Below are 1,571 nucleotides of genomic sequence, written 5' to 3' on the forward strand. Positions count from 1 at the left end.
GGCGCGCAGCCGCCCACGGCATGCTCGCCGTGCGTCGATCCGGCTCTGAGGGTCAGCCGCCCGAGGCCTTCGACCTGACGACCTCGACGGCCTCCTCGGCCGGGATGCCGAGCACCCGGGCGCGGTCGAGATAGGCCTGAGCCGCCTCCTCGAGCGCTCGCTGCGGGGTCGCGGCCCGGGGAGGGGTCGGCGCGACCCGGGTGCCGCCACCTCGGCGCGACAGGACGTACCCACCGTGCTCGAGCTCGCGGTACGTGCGGGCCACGGTGCCGGGGGCGAGGCCGAGGTCGGCCGCCAGCTGACGCACCGGCGGCATCCGGTCCCCCGTCATCAGCACGCCCGAACCGATGAGATCGGCGAGTTGTCGGCGCAGCTGCTCGTAGGGCGGGGTCGGGTCGAGCACGTCGACCGTGACGGTGGACAGGCTCATCGAACCGGCGCACCCAGCGGCGCGGCATCCCCCGTCAGGGGCCGGGGCAGGTCGTCGACGCGGATCGACGGAGTGAGTGCGAGCCAGGCGAGCATGCTGAAGGCACCCCCGGTGGCCAGCGGGGCGATGACCCACGCGGCCCAGAGGACGACGGATTCCCCGACGCCGAGCGGGCACGTGCCACCGGACAGTGCCGAGGCGATGAAGAGTGCCACCGGGCCAAGCGTTGCGAGCACCGTCACCGTGGCGGCGGTGAGCACGTTGCCCACCGACCAACGGCGCAACATGGTGTCAAGGTCGTGGCTGTCGACGCCCGGCCTAGGCCGGGAGACGATGACGCGCAGCGCCACGGTGACGAGCGCAGCCAGCACGAGGAGAGCGGCGGCGAGTGGGACCGCGTAGAACGATCCGGGCCACGGGCCACGCCCCGAACTCGTGAGCACGGGGCCCAGGTCAGGGTCGAGCACGGTGCAGGTCTGGGTGAAGATTCGGCCTGGTCGGCCCATGTCATCGGCCGACCCCCACGCGGCACCGATGGCCAGGGCCGCGACGAGGAGGGCCGAGGCCACGGCAAGCACCGTGGACAGCACCTTGGGAAGGACCGCCTTGACGGTGCGGGTCTCGACCGTGGCAGTGCGGCGGATGCCGACCGCGGGCCGAGCCGTCAGCTCGCCGGCGATGGTCCCGATGAGGACGCTCGCACCCAGGGCTGCTGGAGCGAGCGCCGAGACGCGGCCCAGGGCGTCCAGCCGCTGGCCGGCGTCCAGCAACACCAGTGCCGCGACGGCACCGATGAGGAGCCCGACCATCCGCCAGCGCCGGGTGTGCCGGGCGATCTCGACCACGTCACCGTGTTCGGTGGGCGCCACGGTGACGACGACGCGGTTGCGCAGAGCGACCAGGAGGCCGATCGCAACACACGGCAGGGCGAAGACGATGGCTCGCATATCCACTCCTTTGTATCGATTACTTGCTACAAATGGCATTCTTGCGGTCGCGAGCTCCTTGTGTCAAGTCCTTGACACAAGGAGTCCTTGGAGGCCCGTGAGCGATCCCGCCGCCCGTTCCCAACGCCCTACGGGCACGGGCGTGCGAGGATCGGGCAGGTGAACAGCCCCCTCGACTGGATCCGCGCCGCGGC

General features: G+C 71.7%; 2 protein-coding genes. Both read right to left on the minus strand.

Annotation, left to right across the window (positions count from 1 at the left end; translation table 11 throughout):
- Positions 1 to 52: 52 nt before the first annotated feature.
- Positions 53 to 430, minus strand: coding sequence for a GntR family transcriptional regulator (locus PLL68_RS14965; RefSeq protein WP_324535456.1), 378 nt, complete (start codon positions 428 to 430; stop codon positions 53 to 55).
- Positions 427 to 1,377 carry a hypothetical protein gene (locus PLL68_RS14970; RefSeq protein ID WP_324535458.1) on the minus strand — a complete coding sequence of 317 codons (951 nt, stop codon included), beginning with the start codon at positions 1,375 to 1,377 and terminating at the stop codon, positions 427 to 429. The genes PLL68_RS14965 and PLL68_RS14970 overlap by 4 nt, the downstream gene beginning before the upstream one ends.
- Positions 1,378 to 1,571: the final 194 nt, after the last annotated feature.

The organism is Ornithinibacter sp. (genome assembly GCF_035443565.1).
GTDB lineage: Bacteria > Actinomycetota > Actinomycetes > Actinomycetales > Dermatophilaceae > Fodinibacter.